General features: G+C 57.1%; 20 protein-coding genes. 15 read left to right on the top strand and 5 right to left on the bottom strand.

What is annotated here, in order from left to right:
* Nucleotides 1–264 precede the first annotated feature (264 nt).
* Nucleotides 265–1,449, bottom strand: a complete 1,185-nt coding sequence (locus tag ACUVSA_RS11975; RefSeq protein ID WP_445894990.1) for a ChaN family lipoprotein — start codon at nt 1,447–1,449, stop codon at nt 265–267.
* A 103-nt stretch (nt 1,450–1,552) separates the two neighbouring features.
* Complete coding sequence (mutY, locus tag ACUVSA_RS11970) at nt 1,553–2,680, bottom strand: A/G-specific adenine glycosylase (RefSeq protein WP_445894989.1); 1,128 nt, start codon at nt 2,678–2,680, stop codon at nt 1,553–1,555.
* Between the two features lie 671 nt (nt 2,681–3,351).
* On the opposite strand from mutY, the gene ACUVSA_RS11965 reads away from it, so the two are divergent.
* From ACUVSA_RS11965 to ACUVSA_RS11930, 8 genes are all read left to right on the top strand, one after another.
* The gene (locus ACUVSA_RS11965; protein WP_445894988.1) at nt 3,352–5,856 is read left to right on the top strand and encodes an ABC transporter ATP-binding protein/permease; all 2,505 of its coding nucleotides are present in this window, start codon (nt 3,352–3,354) and stop codon (nt 5,854–5,856) included.
* On the top strand, nt 5,831–6,364 hold the full coding sequence (locus ACUVSA_RS11960) for a Crp/Fnr family transcriptional regulator (RefSeq protein WP_445894987.1): 534 nt from the start codon (nt 5,831–5,833) through the stop codon (nt 6,362–6,364). The genes ACUVSA_RS11965 and ACUVSA_RS11960 overlap by 26 nt, the downstream gene beginning before the upstream one ends.
* 71 nt (nt 6,365–6,435) lie before the next feature.
* On the top strand, nt 6,436–6,834 hold the full coding sequence (locus tag ACUVSA_RS11955; RefSeq protein WP_445894986.1) for a rhodanese-like domain-containing protein: 399 nt from the start codon (nt 6,436–6,438) through the stop codon (nt 6,832–6,834).
* A 51-nt stretch (nt 6,835–6,885) separates the two neighbouring features.
* On the top strand, nt 6,886–7,110 hold the full coding sequence (locus ACUVSA_RS11950) for a hypothetical protein (protein ID WP_445894985.1): 225 nt from the start codon (nt 6,886–6,888) through the stop codon (nt 7,108–7,110).
* Nucleotides 7,111–7,502: 392 nt separating this feature from the next.
* Nucleotides 7,503–7,652 carry a hypothetical protein gene (locus ACUVSA_RS11945; RefSeq protein WP_445894984.1) on the top strand — a complete coding sequence of 50 codons (150 nt, stop codon included), beginning with the start codon at nt 7,503–7,505 and terminating at the stop codon, nt 7,650–7,652.
* 6 nt (nt 7,653–7,658) lie between these two features.
* A complete protein-coding gene (locus ACUVSA_RS11940) occupies nt 7,659–7,991 on the top strand; it encodes a cyclic nucleotide-binding domain-containing protein (protein ID WP_445895000.1) in 333 nt (110 codons plus the stop codon).
* A gap of 359 nt (nt 7,992–8,350) precedes the next feature.
* Nucleotides 8,351–8,590: a hypothetical protein gene (locus tag ACUVSA_RS11935; RefSeq protein WP_445894983.1), complete on the top strand. Its 240-nt coding sequence runs from the start codon at nt 8,351–8,353 to the stop codon at nt 8,588–8,590.
* The gene (locus tag ACUVSA_RS11930; protein WP_445894982.1) at nt 8,577–9,599 is read left to right on the top strand and encodes a P1 family peptidase; all 1,023 of its coding nucleotides are present in this window, start codon (nt 8,577–8,579) and stop codon (nt 9,597–9,599) included. The genes ACUVSA_RS11935 and ACUVSA_RS11930 overlap by 14 nt, the downstream gene beginning before the upstream one ends.
* Nucleotides 9,600–9,810: 211 nt before the next feature.
* On the opposite strand, the gene ACUVSA_RS11925 is transcribed toward ACUVSA_RS11930, so the two are convergent.
* Nucleotides 9,811–10,503, bottom strand: coding sequence for a PilZ domain-containing protein (locus ACUVSA_RS11925; RefSeq protein WP_445894999.1), 693 nt, complete (start codon nt 10,501–10,503; stop codon nt 9,811–9,813).
* A 143-nt stretch (nt 10,504–10,646) separates the two neighbouring features.
* Nucleotides 10,647–11,732 carry a 3-phosphoserine/phosphohydroxythreonine transaminase gene (gene serC, locus ACUVSA_RS11920; protein WP_445894981.1) on the bottom strand — a complete coding sequence of 362 codons (1,086 nt, stop codon included), beginning with the start codon at nt 11,730–11,732 and terminating at the stop codon, nt 10,647–10,649.
* Nucleotides 11,733–12,307: 575 nt separating this feature from the next.
* Here serC and ACUVSA_RS11915 point away from each other — a divergent pair.
* The 4 genes from ACUVSA_RS11915 to ACUVSA_RS11900 all read left to right on the top strand — a co-directional run bounded on the left by ACUVSA_RS11915 (nt 12,308) and on the right by ACUVSA_RS11900 (nt 17,127).
* Nucleotides 12,308–13,174 carry a HesA/MoeB/ThiF family protein gene (locus tag ACUVSA_RS11915; RefSeq protein WP_445894980.1) on the top strand — a complete coding sequence of 289 codons (867 nt, stop codon included), beginning with the start codon at nt 12,308–12,310 and terminating at the stop codon, nt 13,172–13,174.
* The gene (locus tag ACUVSA_RS11910; RefSeq protein WP_445894979.1) at nt 13,171–14,391 is read left to right on the top strand and encodes a LemA family protein; all 1,221 of its coding nucleotides are present in this window, start codon (nt 13,171–13,173) and stop codon (nt 14,389–14,391) included. Before ACUVSA_RS11915 ends, ACUVSA_RS11910 begins: the two co-directional genes overlap by 4 nt.
* Nucleotides 14,392–14,534: 143 nt before the next feature.
* A complete protein-coding gene (locus ACUVSA_RS11905) occupies nt 14,535–16,049 on the top strand; it encodes a leucyl aminopeptidase (protein ID WP_445894978.1) in 1,515 nt (504 codons plus the stop codon).
* A gap of 337 nt (nt 16,050–16,386) precedes the next feature.
* The gene (locus tag ACUVSA_RS11900; protein WP_445894977.1) at nt 16,387–17,127 is read left to right on the top strand and encodes a M48 family metallopeptidase; all 741 of its coding nucleotides are present in this window, start codon (nt 16,387–16,389) and stop codon (nt 17,125–17,127) included.
* A 206-nt stretch (nt 17,128–17,333) separates the two neighbouring features.
* Here ACUVSA_RS11900 and ftsH read toward each other — a convergent pair whose 3' ends face one another.
* Complete coding sequence (gene ftsH / locus ACUVSA_RS11895; protein ID WP_445894976.1) at nt 17,334–19,226, bottom strand: ATP-dependent zinc metalloprotease FtsH; 1,893 nt, start codon at nt 19,224–19,226, stop codon at nt 17,334–17,336.
* 281 nt (nt 19,227–19,507) lie between these two features.
* Between ftsH and ACUVSA_RS11890 the strand changes: the two genes are divergently transcribed.
* The 3 genes from ACUVSA_RS11890 to ACUVSA_RS11880 all read left to right on the top strand — a co-directional run bounded on the left by ACUVSA_RS11890 (nt 19,508) and on the right by ACUVSA_RS11880 (nt 23,188).
* Nucleotides 19,508–21,004, top strand: coding sequence for an ABC transporter substrate-binding protein (locus ACUVSA_RS11890; RefSeq protein WP_445894975.1), 1,497 nt, complete (start codon nt 19,508–19,510; stop codon nt 21,002–21,004).
* Between the two features lie 197 nt (nt 21,005–21,201).
* On the top strand, nt 21,202–22,260 hold the full coding sequence (locus ACUVSA_RS11885) for an ABC transporter permease (RefSeq protein ID WP_445894974.1): 1,059 nt from the start codon (nt 21,202–21,204) through the stop codon (nt 22,258–22,260).
* Between the two features lies 1 nt (nt 22,261).
* The gene (locus tag ACUVSA_RS11880; protein ID WP_445894973.1) at nt 22,262–23,188 is read left to right on the top strand and encodes an ABC transporter permease; all 927 of its coding nucleotides are present in this window, start codon (nt 22,262–22,264) and stop codon (nt 23,186–23,188) included.
* The last annotated feature ends 16 nt before the right edge of the window (nt 23,189–23,204 follow it).

Here is a 23,204-nt window from a genome sequence, read left to right as displayed (position 1 = left end):
GTCCCTTTTGGATGGACGGCGTCCTCGCGGTCTGCACATTCACGGACGCGCAGGAGCGCTCCCCTCCAAGGCCAAGGGGCACGCTGACTCTATTTCCCGATATTCGCGGATGCGCAGGAGCGCGTCCCTCCGAGATTCGAGGGCCGGCCCATTCACGGACGGCCGGGAGGCCGTCCCCTTAAAATCCTGGGACCGCAGATCCACTTATACAGGCACAAATGCCTTCATCCACCATGCTCGCACGGCTTATTAACGGACACGCCCTCAAGGTTCAAAATGGACAACGGCTTCAATCCGGCGCCCTTCACGCTCCAGGGTAAAAACCATCGTCGAAGCCGGGCGTTGCACCCGTTGGTGCAGAGCTTGCCAATCGCGCACAACTTCTCCATCCACGGCCACGATTCTGTCTCCAGGCTGAAACCCCGCTTGCTCCGCGCGGCTTCCCGGCACCACCTCCACCACACGAAGGCCTGCTCCATCGGCCGCACTTTTCAACCGCACCCCCAGGCGACGCCCATGACCCGGAAACGGCTTTTCTTCGGCGGTCACAATGAGAAAGTCACCCGCTTCCACCGTCAGACGCTCCGGCTCCTCGTTCAGCGCCGTGGGCAGCACCACGGCGTAGCCATGTGCCACGCGCCGGCGCACCCGTTCGGGGATACCGAACCTGTGGTTCACATGCCCTTTTCCGGCCAGCACCACCACGTGATCCAGAGGTTCCTGCACAAGCCATAGCGCCAAGCTTTCCGCCATGGTCTCTTCCCACACCACTTGGGCTTCATAAAAGGTTTGTGCATCGCGTATGTTCCCCGGAGCGTGGGCGTGGTATTCCTGCTCGATATAGGAGCGATGGGCTGCATCGTTCAGGTCGAAATGCCGGGCAATCTCACGGCGTTGCTCATCGCTTAAGGAAGCCAGTCCTTGTCGAGACACCTGGCGCACCACGGCTGGAGGGGCATTGAGGGCCCGCATGGGAATGGATTTTTCTTGAGCGAAGCCAAAAAGGGGTCGGTACAGCGAGAAAGGAAACCCCCAGTGCCCTTCCCAATCCACGGCTTTCAAAAAGGCGGCCTCATCGAGATCGCCGCGAACCCACCGGTCTAGATTTTCCTGAGTCGATCGCGGGAGCATTTCCAACCCCACGCCGATGCGTCGGCCGCGGCGCCAAAGCCACTCCACGATGCGCCTTTGCACTTCATGGTCCGCTTCACGGGAATGGACTTCCCCCACGTAGATCACCCGCACCTTGGCCAGCTTTTCCATCAGGGCATCAAAACTGAGCTTCTCTCCCGTGTGCAGATCCACAATGTCGTTCACGGCCAACTGAAAAACGAAAGGCCTTTCAGGAACCTTGGACGCGCTCTTTTCAAGACCGGCGCAGCCCCCCAGGAAAAGGGGAATCACAGCCGCTAAAATGGAAAACATCCTCTTTAAGCGGTTGTGCATCATGACGAAAACCTTTCTTCAAGATAGTTTTGCACGATGCTTTGAGCTTCGGTGGGCGCGCTTCGGCGCACGAGGGGCCACAGGACTTGGCAATCGGCCACGGTGATCATGGCGTGGTGCCTTGGCGTGTCTGAAGCATTCGAATGAGGCGCCGGTTAGCCGAGGGAAAAGCGTATTGGTCCAGGCCCTCCAGAGGGACCCAAAGCCCTTGAACGGCACTGCGGAGCTCAAGGGGCTGGTCCGGGGGGTTCAAAACACAGCGAAAGGCATGAAGATGCAGGCGATATCGAGTGATGGCGTGACGAATTTCAGTGATCTTTCCGGTAATGGTCACTGTGACCCCGAGCTCTTCAGCCAGTTCGCGATGAAGCGTTTCCTCCGGCGTCTCTCCTTCGTGCGCCTTGCCGCCTGGAAATTCCCACAGACCAGCCATGAGTCCTTGCGGTGGCCTTTTTTGAATAAACACCTTGCCGTTATCGCACAATACACCCACAGCCACGGTGATCGCTTGCATCAAAGGGCGCCTCGGCGCAACGGGCCGATGGGCCACTGTATCTGCGGCGTAGGCTCGGCACCACGCACGCACCGGGCACTGAGTACAGCGTGGTTTCTTGGGTTTGCAGATCAAGGACCCCAATTCCATGACGGCTTGGTTGAATTCTCGAGCCCGTCCCGACGGCATCCATTCTTCCAGAACCTGCCGCAAGATTCTTTGGCTTTCCGCGTCTTTCACCGGCTTCGGCCAATCCAGCAAGCGAGCGCTGACGCGTTGCGCGTTGCCGTCCAGGACGGGCACGTCCCGACCAAAGGCCAGGCTGGCCACAGCCGCCGCCGTATAAGGGCCAATACCGGGAAGCCGGCGTAAGGCTTCTTCCTCCCAGGGGATGTTTCCACCATAAAGCGTCACGATCTCTTGGGCCGCCTTCTGCAATTGGCGCACGCGGCCGTAATAGCCCAGCCCTTCCCACGCGCGAAGCAACTCCTCCAGGGAAGCTTTCGCCACGGCTTGAACGGTGGGAAACCGAGCCATCCATCGCTCGTAATAGGGCAGCACCTTGGACATCTGTGTTTGCTGCAGCATGACCTCGGAGATCCAAACGGCATAGGGATCATAGTGGCGGCGCCAAGGAAGAGGTCTTTGGTTTTGAACAAACCACCCCACGAGAGCGAAACCAATGGGCGGTGCGGGCGCAATGGCATTTACGACAGGGCCGGTATCATGCGCGTCGCTCATGCGGTGTCCTTTCTGGGCGAAAGTTCGTGCGGGAATGAAATCTTACGGTTTCGACTGCTCGGATCGAAATTTCCCATTGCCATGCTTTCAAGGGAGCGGCTTTCGAGGGCCTCCTGGAATCAGCGGATCGGGAGAACGCGCTCCTTTCGAAGGCACTGACATGAGCGCCCACCTCGGTAGCGGAAGGACGACCTGCTGGCTGTCCACACCTCTTTGCACCCGCAACAAGCCGATCCTTTCAAAGAGACCCCAAGAGCGTACCCTATCCTTCGGAGGGACGGGCTCCTTTGTGTCCGCAACGATTTGCACCCGTAGGATCCGTTCCCCCGTTGAAAAACGCACACCAACGATTGCCTACCTAAGGCTTTTTCAACCATGATTCACTGTAAGAATCGCAAAACGTCTTGAAAAGCTTTTTGGGCGGGCGACAGCCAGCGCATCCGATTCAAGAAGCAAGCCTGCCCGGCTGCGAAAGACAAGATCTTATTCGCGCCAAAACCAGCTGGCAGCACCAAACACACCCCAAGGCACATACCCTGCGTTGACTTTTGCGGCCGGCCGTGTGTACCTTCAATGCGATCCTTCATGACATTTCCGGGGATCGGGACCGGGCACATCATCCTTGGTGAACCGATCGGTCTGGGCGCACTTTCTCGTGGAGAACCTCACCCATGATGCTCAAAAAACCGCTCTGGTACTGGGCTCTCACGCGCTGCCGAGGCCTTCAGGCGGCGCTTTTGGTGACCATCGTCTTTACCGTTTTTTTTCGAGTATTTCCCTTGGAAATGCAAAAGCGCATCGTCAACGAAGCCATTCGTTTCGGCAAGCTTCACACCCTCTTTCTTTACTGCGGTCTTTACCTGGGTGCCGTGGTTTTGGCGGGCCTTTTGAAATACCTCATCAACGTGCTTCAGGGCTACATCGGCCAGAAAATCCTTTACGAACTGCGCACGGGCATCTACCGGCACATTCTTCGTCTACCCCTATCCTTTTACCGGCGAACACCACCGGGCATGGTGATTTCCTCGGTCACCGGGGAGTTGGCTTCCGTTGGGGATTTTTTAGGAGGGGCCATCGCCGTTCCAGCCGTCAACGCGCTGACTTTGCTCACCTTCGGTGTGTACATGTTCACCTTGAACCCTCTTTTGGCGGCGTTAAGTCTTGCCGTATATCTAATTGAAATTTTTATTATTCCCCAGCTTCAAAAGCGTTTTAATCGCATTAACAGCGATCGGGTCACCACCACGCGAAAACTCAGCAGTGTCGTCGGTGAAGCCATCAGCGGCATTCAAGAAATTCACGCCAATGCGGGTTTTGATCTGGAAGCCCGTAAGGTGGAGCGTCTTTCCCAAAGACTGCTGCAATTGCGCCATCGCATGAACCTGTACCGGTACGGGATCAAGTTCACCAACAATTTCTTTCAGAGCCTCGGGCCTTTTCTTCTCTTTCTTCTGGGAGGCTACCTCAGCATCACCGGCCGCTTCAGCCTCGGGGCTCTGGTAGCCTTTCTTTCCGCTTACGAAAAACTCTACGACCCCTGGAAAGAACTCATGGAACTTTACCAGGGCTACCAGGATGCCCGCGTGGCCTATCGGCGCATTCAGGAAGCTTTTGACCTGGAGCCGGAATTTCCCTTGCAGCCCGAAGGTCGGCCTCCGGTGCAGTTGCGCGGCGCCGTGGCTGTGGAAGACCTGGTCTTTGAAGTGGAAGACCACGTGCGCTTGCTGGATCAGGTGAGTCTGCGCGCGGCACCGGGAGAGCGGCTGGCTCTGGTGGGACTGTCAGGAAGCGGCAAGAGCACCCTCGCTATGGTCATGGCCCAACTCTACCGCTACAATCAGGGTCACGTTTACGTGGATCAATGGGAACTCAAGGACCTGACCAAAGCGGACGTGAGCCCGCATTTAGGTTTTGTCTCCCAGTACCCGTTCATCTTTGACGGCACACTGAAGGACAACATCCTTTATGGCAAGGAATCACTGCGCATGAACTCGCCCTTCGCCACGGACTTCGAAACGGATCCACCGGAATTGGCGGACATTCTTCAGGTAGTGGATTCGGTGGGACTTACGGACGATGTCTTGCGCTTTGGGCTCAATTCCGTGCTGGATCAGGCCAGGGAACGCCTTTTGGGCGAAAAGATCGTGGCGTTGCGGCATCAGTTTCGATCCCAGTGGAGCGATGCGCTACAGGATACGGTGGAATTTTTCGACGTGAACCGTTTCATGGACTACAGTTCCGTGGCCGTGAACATCATTTTCGGCTACCCTGTGGAAGGCGGCCGCCCTTGTGAAGTGTTGCCGGCACGGCCTCGTTTCCGTCGATTTCTGAAAGAGGTGGGCCTGGAAGAGCCGCTGATTCGCCTGGGCTTGGACGTGGTTAACCGCACCGTGCCCCTGCTCAGAGACCTGCAAAACGACCCCTTCTTTTTTCGCCAATCACCCATCCTCCTAGAAGAGATGACCCAGTTCATCGAGCTTTATGAGCGATACGGAAGAGCCAGTCTTGATCGTCTGCCGCCGTCCGTTCAACAAACCCTGCTGGCCCTGGCGCTGCGTGTCATTCCCGGCGTTCACAAGATGACCGTGATTCCCATGGACCTTCGCAAGGCCATTCTCGCCTCCCGATCGCGCTTCAAGGTCTACTGCACCCAGAGGGATGCCGGCGCTTTTATTTATTATTCGGAAACGGCATACCTCAGCGGACGGTCCCTGCTGGAAAACATTCTTTTTGGACGCCTGAAGGAAGAGACTTCATGGGCATGGACGCGGCTCACCGAAGCCGTCGTGGATCTGCTGCAACAGGAAAAGCTCTATGACACCGTGCTGGAAATCGGGCTGGATTTTGAAGTGGGCAGCAAGGGGGATCGGCTTTCCGGAGGGCAGAAACAAAAAATAGGCATTGCGCGAGCTCTTCTCAAAAAACCCCGCATTCTCATTATGGACGAGGCCACAGCCAGCCTGGACATGGCTTCCCAAAACCGCATTCAGCAGCTTTTGGACCAAGACCTGCGAGGAAAAACGACGGTGATTTCTGTGGCGCATCGGCTGGAAACCATTCGCGACTACGACCTGATTGCGGTCATGAAGTCGGGTCGCATCGTGGAACTGGGACGCTATGACGAACTTCTGGAAAAGAAAGGGCTCTTCTATGAACTGTTACGCGGACACGGATAATCGCTCTCAGGAGACGGGGTGTGGCAAGCTCACCCAAACCTACACCTGCGAACTGGACGACAACCTGGAATGGCTGCGCCGCACGAATGTGTTCTCGTCTATTCCCCTGGAACGCCTGCGGCTCTACGCGCTCATGTGCAGCCGGCGACGCTTTCGACGCGGCGAATTCCTCTTTCAACAAGGTCAGCCGGACGACAAGGGCTATATTCTCGTGTCAGGTAAGGTGCAGATGGTTCGCCAGTATGAGAATCATTCAGTCATCGTCCATGACCTGGAACCGGGGGCGTTTTTCGGAGGGCTGGCCTTGTTTGCGAAGATTCGACGGCTTTTTGGAGCCCGGGCTGCCACCGACGTGGAAGTCCTCTATATCGAACGGGAAACTTTTCGAAAGATTTTGCGCCAATTTCCGGAAGCGACGGAAAAAATACTTGAGGTCATGATCCGCCGCATCGTGCTCATGGAAGAAAAATTCCTTGAGCGCCATATGCACGAGTGCGCGTCGGTCTGAGGGACGAACGCTTTCACAAAGGGAAAGGTGCCATGCCGCCAAAACCCGTGTCAACCGTTGCCGTAGAAAGCATGTTTGTCGACGAACTGGAAACTTACCGCGCGCAGCGCCGGGAAAAGGACTACGAACTCATCGATGTCAGGGAACCCTCGGAATACGCCGCAGGCCAGATTCCCGGAGCGCGCCTGATGCCTCTAAGCCGTTTGACAAACCTTTTGGGAGAACTGGCACCCGGCAAGGAATTGCTCTTTTATTGCGCCACTGGAGGCCGTTCCATGGCCGCCGCCCTGATGGCCGCTGAAAGTGACCTGAAACCGACTCGCGTGGTCAACCTTCAAGGGGGCTACATGGCCTGGGATGGGAAGGAGCTGGTGGATTATCCCAAAGTGCGCCTCCTGACCGACAAGGCGTCGTTGGCCGACATGCTGCAGGAAGCCATGCATCTGGAAAAGGGCACTTTCCGCTTTTAGACTCTGTCCTCGGCTCAGGAATCCGCCTGGGCCGAGACGGCCCAAAAACTTGTGCAATGGGAACGCCGTCACGCTCAGGCCGTGTATCGCTTACTGGAAGCCTCAACTCGCCAGGAACCCTTGCCGCCCTTTGACGCTTTGTTTGAAGCCTTGCCCGGAACAATTCTGGAAGGGGGAGAACCTCTGGAGGAAGTCGTCAAGAAGCTGGAAGGCCTTCCCATGTCGTCGTGCTATGCCTTTGCTGAATTGGCTTTGGACATCGAATGCCAAACCTAGGACCTTTATCGCAACGCCGCCGCAGCCGCTAAGGATTCCGCCGCTTCGGAAATCCTTCGAGAGCTGGCGGAGCAGGAAAAGAGTCACCTGACCTTCATCGCCAAGGTGTTCGCCGCATGCCCACCTGAGGACTCTTGATTCCATGGCCGAATTTTGTTCCATTAAATGTAGGCATTGAAAAAAAGTGCCCGAAAAGGGAGACGCTATGACCGGACGGCCTTTCAAAATGATCAGGCCATGCCCTGAAAAGGGCCCTCAAAGGGTTCTTTTCAGGGCATGCAGCCATGCCGACGGCCGGTGATTTCGGCGTGCCGTGTTTGACCGGAAAGCTTCCAAGATTGGAAGAAGACGCCGAACCCCCGCCAACTTTCATGGAGAAAGGAGGAAGGGTCATGTTTATTCAGCAATCGGATCTTTTTCGAGACGTGGAGCATGATCTCGTTAAGGCTTTCATGGAGATCAGCGAAAAAGTCGACGTCGCAACGGGGCACATTCTCTTTCGAGAGGGGGACCCCGCCACCCATTTTTATGTGATGCTCTAAGGGAATATAAAACTTTCATTTAAAGAAGGCACTTACGTGGCCTATTTGGTGAGTCGTCCCGGGGAGGTTTTTGGGTGGTCCAGTCTTTTGGACCGGGAGGTCTATTCGGCCACGGCGGAAGCCCTGATGGAAACGCGCCTGGTCAAGATGCCCGGGGATCGAGTCAAAACTGTTTTGGAAAAACATCTGGAAAGCGCCATGCGCTTCTACCGAAGACTCTGTAAAACGCTGGGAGACCGGTTGCTTAAAAGCTATGAAGCCATCACGTCCGTTTCCCACGCCATGACGGCGGAATCCCACGGCACCGGGCAGATCCTTTCCATGGGAGCGCCGCACTGAAGGCCAATGGGGGCGATGGACTTCTCGTCACGGGAATAAGGCCATCGCACCCTTGGGAAAAGCGGGCCAGGCGGGCGAGGCACTTTTGACAAAGGTCTTGCAGCGTTCTTTCCATGTGAAGCTGTCGAAGAGGAGCAAGCCGCAAAGCCTGATCGCGCCGTGCGGCGCTCCCACAGGATGAAACGAAAACGGGCTCGACACCCCGTTCTCAGACGTGCTCTTAGAGGTGTCGCCGGGTGCGATTTTCAACTTGCGCCAAAGCTCAAGGATGCTGCACAAGCTTTCGGGTACGGCGGGCGCCGCGTCGGCCTTTGATGGGCACGAACAAGGTTCTGAATCAGGAGGATTGAAATCGCCCCATGCCTTCGATGCTCTCCCCTGAAGAAGACCGGCGCGCCGCGCGGCGTTTGCAACGCCTCGTGGATTTCGCTCTTGCGGTCATCCGCCAGGGCCGTCTTTCCCTGGATGAAGCCCATCGACTGGTGGAAGGGGTCCGTCGTTTCGCCTACCGGGAATATCCAGACAAGAAAGAAACCTTTGAACTCATCTACACCCCTCGGTTTCGACGCGCCGTGGTGGAAAAATATGGCCTGCAATGAAACGCCCTTTAACGACACCCTCACCGCGGTGGGATGCCTTCGGGTCGGCCATGCGGAAGTGGTCGGCGGCACATCGGGCTGTACGGTGATTCTTCCCGAAGGGGGCGCCGTGGCCGGCGTCGACATTCGAGGGGGAGCCCCCGGCACCTGCGGCACGGAAAGTCTGCATCCCGTGCATTTGGTGGATCGCGTGCACGGCGTGGTCCTAACCGGCGGCAGCGCTTTCGGTTTGGCCGCAGTCGACGGCGTGCGCCGGTACCTCAAGGAACACGGTGTGGGGTTCGCCACCGAATACGGCGTCGTGCCGACGGTGGCTGGTGCCGTCATCTTTGATTTGGGCATCAACAAAGACGGCGCACCACCGAACGCCGAGCTGGGCTTGGAAGCCTGCCGGAAGGCCCATAGGGGACCGGTCTTGCAAGGGTCCGTGGGGGCCGGGTGCGGAGCCACCGTTGGAAAACTGCAAGGGCTGGCCTGCGCCACTAAAGGCGGGCTGGGATCTTTTTTCTTGGAAACCCCTCGCGGTGTGCGTGTGGGCGCTGTGGTCGTGGTCAATCCTTTTGGGGATGTGGTGGATCCCCACGGTGGACGCATTCTTGCTGGATGCCGTGAAGGACCGGATTCGCACCAATTTCTAGGGACAGCCCAAGCCATGGCGCGCCAGGAACGGTTGCGGGGGTTTTCTGTCGCCGACAACACGGTGCTGGCCGTGGTGGCCACCAATGCGCGCCTCACCAAAACGGAACTCACTAAAGTCGCCCAAATGGCTCACGACGGGTTGGCCCGCGCCATCGTTCCGTGCCACACGCAAGTGGATGGCGATACTGTTTTTGCCCTGAGCACCGAAGAGCGGGATTCTGTGGATGTGAGCATCGTGGGCATGCTGGCCGCACAGGTTGTGGAAAAGGCCATCGTGCGGGCCGTCCTTTCGGCCCAACCGCGAGGCGGCCTTCCAGCAGCTAGGGACCTGCTTCACGATCCCTCAGCCATCGAGCACCTTGTCCAATAAAGGCCGTTCTTCCGGTCCCAAAGGCCGCCTCGGCACATGGAAAAGCGTGTCCAAAATCATCTGCCGTAGGAGCAGCTCACGCCGCGATCCCGGTCGCGCCTTGCGGCGATCCTGCAATCATAAGCCGAAAGCAGGCGGCCATACCATTGTGGGACAGGCTTCCTGGGGCACGTCTTTCACGTCCAAGGTCCGCCTTCGGGCTTTGGAACGCTCAGCCCTCCTCCAGACCCTTGGCGCGCAATTCACGATCGATTTGCATAATGCGTTTGGCCAGCTGTTCGCGAACACGTTTGGGCATACCGGAAAACTGCACGGCAACCTCCTGAGCTCCCCGCACGGAGCTTGAAGTGCCCGGATCCTGGGTGCGGACCACAAAGGCGTGGAACGCATTGGGAACGTCGTCCAGATGCAAGATGATTTCCACGCGTTGGCGAAACTGCAAAGGAGGTCTCACGGTGGACAGGAATCGAGCCCCTCTCGTGGAAATATCCAGAATGCTCACCCTCTGGCCGTCCACCTCAAGCCGGATGCCGCTGGTGATGGGAGGCCGCACGCGATAGGCCATGCGCAGGTTGAAGGGCTCCACGGCTCCCAAGACCTTCAAGATCATGGCTTGGACCAGGGCGCCTTGGCGAATGCTGTAGTTCTCTTTCAGTTCAACGATTTCGGCAGGTACACCGTAGCGGACCTTGAATTCCCTTTCGCGGACAACAAAGGTGACCGTGCACCGCCGCCCGACATAATCCGGCTTCACATCGGGCGTGGGACGGGACACAACGAGCACGGTGCCGTCCACGTCATAGATCATGGCACGACGCACGTCCATGACCTCCCGATGAAAATCCACCCTGAGCACAATATCGACGGCGGTTCCGGGCCTTAAAGTCTTTGCGGAAGATGTCATAGCCGCCACGTTCGCCACACCTTACTCGAAACGCATCGCAAGCACTGCCGGCATGCCCCAATCCGCTGCTCTCCCACCCGGAGCAGAAACGCTCTCTTGCCATTCGGTAAAGCCCAGGGTTTTCTTAAAGGAAAATCAATGCCTCAGCCGTTTTTTGCGGCAAATTCCTTCATGAACTCCACCAGGACTCGAACCCCCTCGACCGGCATGGCATTGTAAATGGACGCCCGGCAGCCGCCCACGGACCGATGGCCCTTCAGGCCTCCAAGGCCGGCCCTCTGGGCTTCCTCAATGAACTTCTTTTCCAAGTCCGCTGAAGGCAGCCGAAACGTCACATTCATCCACGAACGGGAGTCCGGGCGGGCTGTGCCTCGATAAAAATCCTGGCTGTCCATGTAGTCATAAAGAAGGGAAGCCTTTTCACGGTTGACGATTTCCATTTTGGCCAAGCCGCCCATGTCCTCTTCCAACCATTTCAGCACCAGGTCCACCATGAAGATGGCAAAACAGGGTGGTGTGTTGTAGAGGGAGTTCTTTTCAGCATGGGTGGTGTACTTCAACATGGTCGGTAAATGCGCCGGGACGCGCTCCAGCATGTCCTTGCGAACAATGACCAACGTCACGCCCGCAGGGCCTGCGTTCTTTTGGGCTCCGGCGTAAATGAGGCCAAACGGCGCCGGGTCAAAAACGCGACTGAAAATATCCGAGGACATGTCACTCACCAAGGGCACATCACCCGCCTTGGGAAAGGACCGATACTGGGTGCCTCTTATGGTGTTGTTGGACGTGATATGGAGATACGCGGCGTCGGATTTTATGGGAATGTTTTCAGGAATATAAGTGTAGTCCTTGTCCTGCGATGAAGCCACCACACGTACGTTTTTGCCCAGGATGCGCGCTTCCTTGATGGCTTTGGTGGACCAGGTGCCTGTATCCACGTAATCCACCGGTGTGGCGTCGGAAGCCAGGTTCATCGGCACGAGGGCAAACTGCAGGCTGGCTCCCCCTTGCATGAAAAGCACCAGAAACCGATCGTCCAACCCCAGCAGCCTTTTGACTCTGGCGATGGCCGACTGCAGGACTTCTTCAAATACGGCCGACCGGTGACTGATTTCCAAAATGGACATTCCCGAACCCTTGAAATTCACGAGAGCTTCTCGAGCTTCTTCCAAGGCCGGCAATGGCAACATGGCAGGACCGGGATTGAAGTTGTAGATCCGTTCGGTCATGGTTTTTCCCCTCCTTGATCGCATTCACGGATGCGGGCCGGCGCTCTTGGAATTCTTTGTAGCGCCGTGTGTCAGTTGCCACTTTTAGGGCGCCAAGCCCGCGGAACATAAGGTCTTTCCATCGAGTGTTCGAAGCTACCGACCGCCTTTCCTTTTGTCAATGCCGTTTTCCTGCGCACGTCGTTGAACTTCTTGGATTCCTTTGTGGCGTGTGGTACCTAGTCAGCGCGCAGCTTTAAAGTCGCAGCCGCGGAACGTCGCGCTTAGACTGCAGCCCATCTATGAGACCGTCTGCCGAAGTGGCGGAAGGGTTTTTGTGTCCACATGGTGGATTTTGGGGCTCACGGTTGTGAGTGGGCGGCCTTCAAGACGTCCGCCAACGTGTGGGCCATTCACAGCCGGCCCCTTTGAGGCGCATCGGGTAAAAGAGCCTCCCGGCACCAAGAAGGCGGCTTTTGCGCGCTCAGCCATATGCAGACCGCGAAAGACCAAAGTCCCCGCGTTGGTTGATGCGGGCCTGCATGGACGATGCGGGCAGGCATTTTTCGACGAGTACCGCTCACAGGAGGTTCTCGATGACGGCATCGCCTTGGGTGACGACGGTGCTGGCATATGGAGACAAGATGATTCGCGTTGTGGAAGACGCGGATCTTTTGGCGTGGGCCAAGGCGGAAGGCTATGCGCCGTGGGCGGCGCAGCGTGAAGCGCTGCATCGAGGCATTCTTCCTGCCCGGTACCTCAAGAACCTGTGGGCTCTGTCCCTCCACGAACAAAAAGCCCTGGCCGAATCCAGCGTCTTTGTTCTGGGCTGCGGCGGGCTGGGCGGTACCGTGGCGCAACTTCTGGCTCGAGCGGGCGTCGGGCATTTGGTGCTGTGCGACGGCGACGTCTTCTGCCCTTCAAACCTCAACCGCCAGTGGTTTTCTCACTCAGAAAACATAGGCCGATTCAAGGCAGAAGAAGCCGCCGCTCAGTGCCTTCGCCTGAACCCGCTCACTCGCGTGACGTTCTATGCGGAACATTTCAACGAGGAAAAGGCCCAGGACTGGCTGAGTCCGTGCCATGCGGCTGTGGACGCTCTGGACAATCTTAAGACCCGCTTTATGCTGGAAAAGGTCTGCCGTTCCCTGAAGATTCCGTGGATTCATGGGGCTGTGGCCGGATGGTTCGGGCAGGTGAGCACCTTTTTGCCATCTTCGCCTGTGGGACTGGAAGCCATTTACGGCGGGCGCCGAGAGCGTTCCGACGCCGAACAAGCTTTGGGCGTCCTGGGACCGACACCCGCCGTCATTGGAAGCCTGCAGGTGGCGGAGGTGTTGCGCATCCTCACGGGACGTTCGCCGACCTACGCCGGCCTTTTGCTTTACTACGACGGCGAAACAGGCACTTTTCACACCATCCCACTGAGCCCAACCGATCCTGGACGAAAGGAGTCTCGATGAGCCTTTGGATTGCGATGACCGCTGGATTAGCTCTGGCCGTATTGTCCGCCGTCATGATCTACAATCGGCCGGTGCGCGCCCGCAACTTGGTGGAAGAAGCGTGGAGCGGCATCGAGGTGCAGCTTAAACGCCGCACGCACCTTTTGCCCAACTTGATGGAAACGGTCAAAGGGAATCTGCAGCACGAACGGGGTGTTTTGGAACAGGTCACTAAGCTTCGCGCTCAAAGCCTTTCCGCCGCCACCGTAGTAGAGCGGGCGTCCGTCGAAGGCGCCATGAGCCGAGCCCTCGGGACGGTGTTTGCCGTCGCCGAAAACTATCCGGACCTCAAAGCCAACCAGAACTTTTTGGATCTGCAGCGCACTCTGACAGGCCTGGAAGTGAACCAGTTGCACAAGAGCCTCTCCCGCGAGTACGAGAGAATCTACTTTGCGAAGAAATCCGAATACATGCTTCCGGGCCTCATCTTCAGCGTTGTGGTTGGTTCGCTGTTGATCGTCCGTACGCCGGAACCGCTCTTGGCGGGCTTTCTGGCCCTGTGGTTAAGTTTCTGGTCTATGGGGTGCGCGCTGCTGGGCTTAAAGGTGCTGCAGGCGTGGAGAATATCCCGGCGAGGGGGATTATCCCGGCGCATTTTCGGCAAATTTTCCGCCGTCGGCATCACTTTGTTTGCCCTGCCCTTTTGGGCGGCAAACATTGTGGTCTTCGGCATTTTCGCTTACACCGTGTCTCTTCTGGGTGCCCTCGTGTTGGGCCTTCTTGGCGCGGTGCATGCTCTTTTTTACCATCTTTTAAAAGCCCCATCCCACCTCGGCCGAAAGATTCTGGATCAGATCGAGGGGTTTCGGCTCTACTTGAGCGTGGCTGAAAAAGAGCGGCTGGGCATCCTGCATCCACCGGAAAAGACACCCGAACATTTTGAAAAGTATCTTCCCTACGCCCTGGCTTTGAATGTGGAACAGGAATGGTCTGAACCATTTGCGGACTTTCTGAAAACGCAAAGCGACGGTGCCCAGTTTTACCAACCAGGATGGTATAAGGGCCTGGATGCCATGGGGTTTGGAAGCAGACATCTGGCGGCATGGAGCAACAGTCTTGCTTCCGGTCTTGCCGGTGCCATCGCTTCGGCCGCGTCACCTCCTGGGTCCGGTTCAGGATCGGGCGGTGGTGGGTCTTCTGGAGGCGGCGAAGGTGGCGGTGGCGCCAGCGGCTGGTAAAGCCCAGGGCGGATTTCCGTGGTCAGACGGCACCTGATTTCTTACGGCGCGCCACAGGCCTGTTCGGCCCTTTTGGGGCCAAAACGTTTGGGTTTCAGGTTAAACACCGATAACTATCCAAGTTCTAAGAGGAGGTCAAAAGCATGGAATGGAGGCACATGGAAGGGGCATTTCCCCAGTGGAGCGGGGATGTCATCATTTTTTATGCCTTTCAGGATGAGGAAGCCCCTCTTTCCGGATTTGCCCGCTGGATGCCATCGCAAGCACCGTGGCTTCAGGACGGTCCCGTTCTCAAGGACTTTCGCGCCAAAAAAGCCGAGCTGCATCTGGTCTACGCTCCGGCTGATGCGGCCGTTTCCCGACTTCTTCTAGTGGGTTTGGGAAAAAGAAAAGACTGGTCCCTGGAAAACTTTCGACATGCCACGGCCATGGCGGTGCGCCGATGCCGGGATCTGGCTTTGGAGCGCGCTCTCCTGCCGACAGCGGCCATGGAAGGACTTCCAGAGCGTGAAGAAACCCTTGTGCGGGAAGCCCTCACGGCGGCTGCTTTGGGCTTGTACCGATATGACGCGCTGAAAACACGCGATGTGGAAACTTCTGATTGTCCCAAGGAACTCACCGTCTGTTCCGAAGGTCCTTTGCCCTACTGGCCGCGTATCACGGACGAGGTGAAGGCCGTTTGCGAAGGCATTGTGTTAGCTCGGGATCTGGCCACAGCACCGGCCAATGTCTTGACCCCATCGTTTATGGCGCAAACAGCCGCCGGCGTCGCTTCCCGCCACGGCATGCGCTTTGACGTGCTGGATCTGGACCGGGCCAAGGAACTGGGCATGGGAGGTTTTGTGGCGGTGGCCCAAGGCTCTCAGGAGCCGGCTCGTTTTATCATCATGGAACACTGCCCCGAGGGGCTCAAGGATCAGGCTCCCTTTGTCCTTGTGGGCAAGGGCATCACTTTTGACACAGGAGGCATTTCCATCAAGCCGGCGGCCAAGATGGAAGAAATGAAGCACGACATGGCCGGAGCCGCCACGGTTTTAGGAACCATGGAGGCCATTGGACGCTTGAGCGTCCCTCGGCGCGTCATCGCACTGATGCCGTGTACTGAAAACATGCCGGACGGCCGAGCTTACAAACCCGGCGACGTGGTCAAAACCCACTCAGGGCTCACTGTGGAAGTCATTTCCACGGATGCCGAAGGGCGCATGATTTTGTGCGATGCTTTGAGCTATGCCATGCAGTTTCAGCCGGCGGCCATGGTGGATTTGGCCACCCTCACGGGGGCGTGCGTCATCGCCCTTGGGGACCGTGTCGCAGGCCTACTGGGGAATCACGAGGATTTGATGCAAGTTATGCAAAAGATCGGCGCTCCACTGGGTGAGCTGTTTTGGCCCTTGCCGCTTTATGACTTTTATTTTGAAGATCTCAAAAGCGATGTGGCCGACTTCAAGAACGTGGGCGATCGCAAAGCGGGCACCATCATCGGGGCCATGTTTCTCAAGCAGTTTGTGCCTGATACCGTTCCCTGGGCTCATGTGGACATTGCCGGAACCGTATGGGCCGACAAGGACCTGGGCTGGATTCCCAAAGGGGCCACCGGCTTTGGTGTGCGCACTCTGGTATCCCTGGTGCAGTCCTGGAACGTGACAAAAGGGGCGTAGATTGAAATGCCGGCCCTTGATGGCGGCTGGCCGCAACGGGCGCCCCTGCACGCGCAAGGGTCGGCCTTTGCCTTTCACAAGGGACTGTGTCCTCGCGGCTCGCGGATGAGCGGACGGCCAGAAAGGCTGTCCCTTCAACGGAATTTGTTCCATTCCGTAGGAGCGCCGCACGGCGCGAGATCCGCATGGACCGAATCGCCAAAAACCGAGCGCCCGCCTGAAGCCTCGGCTCGCGGCGCTCCTGCTGAAGGTGTTCTCAGGAACGCTCCCCTAACCGCAAGGGTCTTTGCGTCGCCTAGCTTTGCCGTGCTTTTGGAAAAAACGCTGAGGCCAAGTGATGAAAACCAATGACAACCTGCCCTGGCCGCCTTTTTATCGGGTGAAGGAAAACGCGCGGGCTAAACACGTCATCCTGCGCGTGGGCGCAGAAACCGGGTTGGTACTTACGGTCCCCACGGGCTTTAACCCACGGCATATTCCCCGCGTTCTTGACCGTCATCGAGACTGGATCGAAAAGGCCCTGGCGGGCATTGAGAAACCATGGCGCGACTATCAAAGAGCGGACCTTTTGCCCCAGAGCATTGTTCTTGAGGCCGTGGATACCACTTGGGCCGTGACTTATCGGCCCGGGCCGGTCAAAACCCTGGAGCTGGCCTGGACGCATTGTCCGCCACGGCTGCAGCTTCAAGGGGATTTTTCTGATGTCCCCGCATGCTGCCGCCTTCTTCGCCGATGGCTTAGGGAAGAAGCCAAACGCGTCCTCAGACCCTGGGTGCACACCACCGCTCGGCAAACCGGCCTTTCATGCACAAAGGTCAAGATCACCACCCCGAAAACCCGCTGGGGCAGCTATTCGTCTCAGGGCACGGTGAGCCTCAATGCAGCGCTTCTTTTTCTGCCTCGAAAATTGGTCGAGATGGTCATCACGCACGAGCTGTGTCACAGCCTGTTTCCTCGACACGACAGAACCTTTTGGAACTTGGTGGCCCGTCATGAACCCGATTACGTTCGGCTGGAGGCGGCGCTGAAGAGCGCCACCGACCGGCTGCCTTTATGGTACCAAGCATCTTTTCTCTGAACTGTCTGCCACAATGAGTCTCAGGAACCGGGGATTCATCTGGGTTTCTTGAAATACCGCCTTTTCGGGCAGCCCCCTGCCGGACTCTCCTGACAACGAATGTTATGAAAACGGGGCACGACGGGCCAAGGAATGGCTCCTGCGGCGTGGCCGCGAAAGGTCTTGCCGGAACGTGCTCGTGAAACCCTTTTAAGGCACGCGGCAAATCAATTGGGCGACGCATCGGAGCTTGAGGCGCTTCGAATCCGGCTTTCCAATTCTCGAAGGGCCGCCCCTTCCAGAACCTCCTGTTCCAAAAGGGTTTTGGCCATTTGGTCCAAGTAGGCACGCTTTTCAGTGAGAATCGAGCGCACGCGGGTGTAGGCCTCTTCAATGAGGCGCCGAATCTCGGCGTCGATGTCCTGGGCCGTCTTTTCGCTGTACTCGCGTCCTCGAGGGCTCATGCCCAAATCCAAAAAGGCGGAACGGGGCTCTCGAGTAAAGGTTACCAGCCCCAGGGTTTCGCTCATGCCGTATTCCATGACCATGCTACGGGCAATGTCCGTGGCCCGCTGAAGGTCGTTTTGAGCGCCCGTGGATACGTCGCCAAAGACCAGTTCTTCGGCCACGCGACCTCCCAAAAGCACACAAAGGCGGTCCAGGAGTTCTTCGCGGGTCATAAGGTAGCGGTCTTCGGTGGGCATTTGCTGCGTGTAGCCCAAGGCAGCGATACCCCGTGGAATTATGGACACCTTGTTGACCGGGTCCGCATGGGGAACACTCATGGCCACAAGGGCATGACCCGCTTCGTGAAAAGCCACGATGTTTTTTTCCTTGGGGTTCATAGCCCGGTTTTTCTTTTCCAGCCCCCCGATGATGCGATCGATGGCTTCCTGAAACTCCGCCATACCCACTTGGTCCTTATTGCGCCGCGCCGCCAGCAAGGCCGCCTCATTGACCAGATTGGCCAGGTCCGCTCCCACGAAGCCCGGCGTCATGGCCGCCACCTTTTGCAGGTCCACATCGTCCGCCAGTTGCACCTTGCGTGTATGAATCTTGAGGATGGCTTCCCGCCCTCGAATGTCGGGTTTATCCACAGCCACATGGCGGTCAAAGCGACCGGGACGCAGCAGAGCCGGATCCAGAATTTCCGGACGGTTTGTGGCCGCCATGATGATGACACCCGAGTTGGCCTCAAAGCCGTCCATTTCCACCAGGAGCTGATTCAGGGTTTGTTCCCTTTCATCATGACCGCCCACGGGGTTGAGGCCTCGAGCTTTGCCCAGAGCGTCCAGTTCATCGATGAAGATGATGCACGGCGCGTTTTGTTTGGCTTGGGCAAAGAGATCCCGCACGCGAGCGGCTCCGACGCCCACAAACATTTCCACGAAATCGGACCCGCTCATGCTGAAAAACGGCACGCCCGCTTCTCCGGCCACGGCCTTGGCCAACAGGGTCTTTCCAGTGCCCGGAGCGCCCACAAGCAACACGCCTTTGGGAATCTTGCCGCCGAGTCGCTGAAATTTTTCGGGATTTTGCAGAAACTCCACGATCTCCTGAAGTTCCACTTTGGCTTCGTCAATTCCGGCCACATCGTCAAAGGTGATGCCCACCTGTTTTTCGGCGTAGATCTTCACACGAGCCTTGCCCACGGACAACACACCCTGAGGACCGCCGCCCATGCGCCGAATGAGAAAGCCCCAAAAGAAAATGAAAAAGGCCATGGGCAAAAGCCAAGATAAGATCGCTTCCAGAATACGGTTTTCCAAGCGGCCCGTGTAGGCGATACCGCGCTCATCCAAGAGCTGTACCAACTGAGGATCTTCCACGCGCACAGCGGCAAATCGACGATTCGCCAAATTTCCCTGTGTGATTTCCCCCGTGACGCGGTTCGCTTCAATCACCACATTACGGACGGCTCCTTGCTGAACCAGTTGTTTGAACTGGGAGTAGGGAATTTGAATGCGCTGCTGCTGGACCATGACATCACGAATCCAGGAGATAACCATGAGGGCCAGGAGAAAATACCAGAAAGAAAAGTGCACCTTGCGTTTCTGATGGTCCGGCCCTGCCCCACCCATGGATTCCTTGATGCGGTCCACCCAGTCTTTCCAACCCATCGGCTCTTTTTTGGGTTCTTCTGCCATTCTTGCTCTTCTCCGTCTCCGCAAGTTCCCGCTTCCGTTTTTTGACATCTTACAAAAGATTTGCTACCTGTGCATCAGTTTTTCTGAAAAGGGCTGAGGGGTTGGTTGCTCAGATCGACGAAAAGACAGGGAGGGAGTCATGAAAAGGTGGTGCGCATGGGTGGTGGTTTTCGTGCTGTTGTGGGCTGCCGGCGTTTGGGCGGCCACACCCAAGACAGGGGGGGACTCTGGTGTTCGGCCGAGGCGGCGACAGTGTGGGGCTGGATCCTGCTTTTGAAACGGACGGCAACTCCTTCATGATCTGCGACAACGTCTATGATCAATTGGTGCTGTATGCCGATGAGTCCACGGACATTGTTCCCGGCTTGGCCACATCTTGGGATGTGTCGCCCGACGGACTGACGTATACCTTTCACCTGCGCAAGGGAGTCAAGTTTCACGACGGCACCGATTTCAACGCCGATGCCGTGGTGTTTTCCCTCGGCCGCATGATGAAGGAAAAAAAGGTCAAGTTCTTCAAAACGCAGTGGGAATTTCCCAAGGAACAACCCCCGGCAGAATACTGGCTGTCCATGGAAATGGATAAAATCGTGGGCAGTATCGAGGCGGTGGATGATTTCACTGTGGTTTTCAAATTGCTGCGGCCTGAGGCGCCCTTTATCGCCAACATGGGCATGGATTTCGCCGCCATTGTGAACCCTACGGCGGTGCTGAAATTGGGCCCAGATTTCAAGAGTAATCCCGTAGGCACCGGTCCCTTTAAATTCGTCAAGTGGATCAAAGACGATCGCATCATTCTGCAGGCGAATCCCGACTACTGGGACGGCCGCCCCTATCTGGATCAGGCCATCTTTCGCACCATTCCCGACAATTCCGTGCGCTTTTTGGAGCTCAAAACAGGCAATATCGACATCTGCCAGTTTCCGAATCCGGAAGATATCGAACTGGCCTCCAAGGATCCCAAACTGAAACTCGTCTCGCAGCCGGGCATGAACATCGGCTATGTGAGCTTCAACCACACTAAGCCCCTCTGGCAGGACAAGCGCGTACGCCAGGCCATCGCCTACGCCATCAACAAAAAGGCCATCGTGGACAATATCTATTACCGACTCGGACAGGTGGCCAAGAACACCATTCCACCCACCATGTGGGGATACAACGACGACATTCAAGACTATCCCTATGATCCTGAAAAAGCCAAAAAACTCCTTGAAGAAGCCAAGTTTTTTGAAAAGCTTAAAGAAGCCGGCCAGACCAAGATCACGTTGTGGAGCATGCCCGTGCCCAGGCCGTACAATCCCAACGGCATGAAAGTGGGCGAAGCCATTCAGGCGGACCTCAAAAAAGTGGGCATCGACGTGGAGCTGGTCACCTTTGAATGGGGCACATATTTAAAGAAACAGTGGGAACAGGATCCGTCCATGGACTTGTTTCAACTGGGCTGGACCGGAGACTACGGCGATCCGGACAATTTTCTGGCCGTTCTACTGGACGGATACGCCGATCCCAACGTGCGCACCCAATGGAAGAACCAGGAATATCACGACATCATCGTGAAGGCGAAACAGGCCTCCAGCAAGGAGGAACGCATCAAGCTGTACCGGAGGGCTCAAGAACTCGTTCACGAAGAAGTGCCCCTCATCAATCTGGCCCATTCCATGGTGGTGTGGCCCATGAAAAAATCCGTCATGAACTTTAAGCTGCACCCGACGGCCAGCATTCGTTTGCACAAGGTGTGGATCGAGTCCTAAGCCTGGAATAGGAGGACCATAGCTTTCTATCCACGAGCGCCTTTTCCCGGCCTCATAGAGGGACCGCATGTCCCCCATGAGGGTCGCCCTTCTCGCTCGGTCCGTTCCAATACGCGTGAACAAGCAGGAGCATGTCCCTTGGAGGCCGGGGGCGCTTCGTGAAGCGGGTCCGAGAACACGTTACTTTAAACCTCTATATGATCGGACCGGCTTTCAATCGGTTTCGCCGCATCGTGAAGGGAAAGGGATTTGTGGTTGCCTTTGTTCTTCGACGCGTTTTGACCTTGATTCCCACTGTGTTCGGCATCTCTGTGCTGGTGTTCTTGATGATTCATCTGGTGCCCGGAGATCCCGCTGAAATGATGTTGGGGGAACGCGCTTCCAAACAAGCCCTTCAGGAGCTGCGCCGGGAACTGGGGCTGGATCGGCCTTTGCACGTGCAGTACGGGTTGTTCCTATCCAGGCTGGTGCGGGGCGATCTGGGCCGAGCTCTGCGCACCAACGAAAAGATCACTACGGAAATCGCTGAGCGCTTTCCGGCCACTGTGGAGCTGTCCCTGGCGGCCATGGTCTTTGCGGTGAGCCTGGGCATGCTGGCCGGTGTCATCTCCGCCACACGGCAGTATTCCGTCTTTGATTATTCCAGCATGCTTTTGTCCCTGGTGGGCGTGTCTATGCCCATCTTTTGGCTGGGCCTGATCCTCATGATCATCTTTTCCTTGCACCTGGGCTGGCTTCCTCTTTCCGGAAGGCTCAGCTATGACGTGCACGTGGAACCTATCACACGCCTGCTTCTCCTGGACAGCCTGCTCACGGGGAACTGGAAAGGCTTTCGGGACGCTTTGTGGCACATCGTGATGCCGGCTTTTACCTTAAGCACCATACCCATGGCCATCATCGCCCGCATCACCCGATCCAGTATGCTGGAAGTGTTGCGCCAGGACTATATTCGAACCGCCAAGGCCAAGGGGCTGCCTCCCCGTCTGGTTCATTACAAACACGCCCTGAAAAACGCTCTCATTCCCATTGTCACCGTTATCGGCTTGCAGTTCGGCATTCTTCTCGGGGGCGCTATCCTCACGGAAACCATCTTTGCCTGGCCGGGGATCGGTCTATGGCTTCTCAACGCGGTCTACGCAAGGGATTTTAATGCGGTGCAAGGCGGCACCATGCTCATCGCCACCGCCTTTGTGACCATCAATATGGTGGTGGACATTCTCTGCGCGTGGATCAACCCTCGAATCAAGGTGGCTTAGCATGCACGCCGTCCGCGTTGCCTCCCTTCCAAGCGCACCTTCACCGACCCATGCGGGTGTCGAAGTCTCCCGTTGTCCCCTTGTGGAGGCTCTTGGGCGGCTGCGAAAGAACAAGACGGCCGTGGCTGGCTTTTTCATCATCGTCTTATTTCTGGCCATGGCTCTCTTGGCTCCTGTTCTGGCCCCCCATGACCCTCTGGAACAGTCCCTCTACGCCAAACTCAAACCGCCGGTCTGGCAGCCCGGCGGCACCTGGACCCATTTGATGGGAACGGACGATTTCGGTCGGGATCTTCTCAGCCGCCTCATCTATGGAGCGCGCGTTTCCATGGTTGTCGGTGTGGTCTCCGTCTCCATCGCCCTCTTTTTCGGCACGCTGGCCGGATCTCTGGCCGGCTTTTACGGAGGGCTTTTGGACAACGTCATCATGCGCTTTATGGACCTTTTGCTGGCATTTCCCAGCATTCTTCTGGCCATTGTCATCGTGGCCTTTTTAGGGCCCAGTCTGCAAAATGCCATGATCGCCATCGGCGTGGTGAGTATTCCTCGATACGCACGACTGGTGCGAGGATCCGTTTTGGAGGAATACGCCAAAGACTACGTCCAGGCGGCGCGGGCTCTGGGTGCCTGGGACGGCCGTTTGATCTTTCTGCACATCTTGCCCAACTGCCTGGCGCCGCTCATCGTGCAAACCACTCTGGGATTCGCCTCAGCCATTTTGGAAGCCGCAGCCTTGAGCTTTCTGGGCCTTGGGGCTCAGCCCCCCACGCCGGAATGGGGAGCCATGCTGGCCAACGGCCGAGCGCTGATTTTGCGGGCCTGGTGGGCCGTCACCTTTCCCGGCCTAATGATTCTCTTTTCCGTCTTGGGCTTCAACCTCCTGGGGGATGGATTGCGCGATGCGCTAGATCCCCGCCTTCGCGAATAACAAAGGACTCGGTCTC

The organism is Desulfosoma sp. (assembly GCF_052743555.1).
This window is presented reverse-complemented; position numbering and strand designations above follow the sequence as displayed.

Excerpts from the sequence above, each read along its gene's own strand:
- ACUVSA_RS11975 (WP_445894990.1), bottom strand. The coding sequence starts at position 1,449 with ATGATGCACAACCGCTTAAAGAGGATGTTTTCCATTTTAGCGGCTGTG.
- mutY (WP_445894989.1), bottom strand. The coding sequence starts at position 2,680 with ATGAGCGACGCGCATGATACCGGCCCTGTCGTAAATGCCATTGCGCCC.
- ACUVSA_RS11965 (WP_445894988.1), top strand. The coding sequence starts at position 3,352 with ATGATGCTCAAAAAACCGCTCTGGTACTGGGCTCTCACGCGCTGCCGA.
- ACUVSA_RS11960 (WP_445894987.1), top strand. The coding sequence starts at position 5,831 with ATGAACTGTTACGCGGACACGGATAATCGCTCTCAGGAGACGGGGTGT.
- ACUVSA_RS11955 (WP_445894986.1), top strand. The coding sequence starts at position 6,436 with ATGTTTGTCGACGAACTGGAAACTTACCGCGCGCAGCGCCGGGAAAAG.
- ACUVSA_RS11945 (WP_445894984.1), top strand. The coding sequence starts at position 7,503 with ATGTTTATTCAGCAATCGGATCTTTTTCGAGACGTGGAGCATGATCTC.
- ACUVSA_RS11935 (WP_445894983.1), top strand. The coding sequence starts at position 8,351 with ATGCCTTCGATGCTCTCCCCTGAAGAAGACCGGCGCGCCGCGCGGCGT.
- ACUVSA_RS11930 (WP_445894982.1), top strand. The coding sequence starts at position 8,577 with ATGGCCTGCAATGAAACGCCCTTTAACGACACCCTCACCGCGGTGGGA.
- ACUVSA_RS11925 (WP_445894999.1), bottom strand. The coding sequence starts at position 10,503 with ATGACATCTTCCGCAAAGACTTTAAGGCCCGGAACCGCCGTCGATATT.
- serC (WP_445894981.1), bottom strand. The coding sequence starts at position 11,732 with ATGACCGAACGGATCTACAACTTCAATCCCGGTCCTGCCATGTTGCCA.
- ACUVSA_RS11915 (WP_445894980.1), top strand. The coding sequence starts at position 12,308 with ATGACGGCATCGCCTTGGGTGACGACGGTGCTGGCATATGGAGACAAG.
- ACUVSA_RS11910 (WP_445894979.1), top strand. The coding sequence starts at position 13,171 with ATGAGCCTTTGGATTGCGATGACCGCTGGATTAGCTCTGGCCGTATTG.
- ACUVSA_RS11905 (WP_445894978.1), top strand. The coding sequence starts at position 14,535 with ATGGAATGGAGGCACATGGAAGGGGCATTTCCCCAGTGGAGCGGGGAT.
- ACUVSA_RS11900 (WP_445894977.1), top strand. The coding sequence starts at position 16,387 with ATGAAAACCAATGACAACCTGCCCTGGCCGCCTTTTTATCGGGTGAAG.
- ftsH (WP_445894976.1), bottom strand. The coding sequence starts at position 19,226 with ATGGGTTGGAAAGACTGGGTGGACCGCATCAAGGAATCCATGGGTGGG.
- ACUVSA_RS11885 (WP_445894974.1), top strand. The coding sequence starts at position 21,202 with ATGATCGGACCGGCTTTCAATCGGTTTCGCCGCATCGTGAAGGGAAAG.
- ACUVSA_RS11880 (WP_445894973.1), top strand. The coding sequence starts at position 22,262 with ATGCACGCCGTCCGCGTTGCCTCCCTTCCAAGCGCACCTTCACCGACC.